Raw genomic sequence first — 348 nt, 5'->3', positions numbered from 1 at the left:
GGGGGCGGGTCGTCGGCCACGGAGGCCGGTCGTGGGGAGCACGAGCAGGAGCAGGACTCTAGGGACCGGTTCGGTGGCTGGGGGCGTGGGTTGGTGGGCTGCGGGGGTGTGGAGGATTGAGCTGGCCGGGTGTGGAGGTTCGAGCCGGTCGAGCACGGAGTCTCGGGCCGCTTGGGTGTGGTGTTCTGGTCCTGGACACGGGGAATGGCTCGAAGCCGTTTCCGGTTTCGAGCTGGCGGCTGTATGAGGCGCCTTCCCCGCCACGGCCTCCCGCGGCGGGCAGGGTAAGAACGGGATGGGATCTTCGATCACGTTCGAGCGCACCGGGATCAGCGGTTCATTCGTTTC

The organism is Glycomyces sp. L485 (assembly GCF_022548875.1).
Lineage (GTDB): Bacteria > Actinomycetota > Actinomycetes > Mycobacteriales > Micromonosporaceae > Glycomyces.
Note: the sequence above shows the minus strand (reverse complement) of the source record.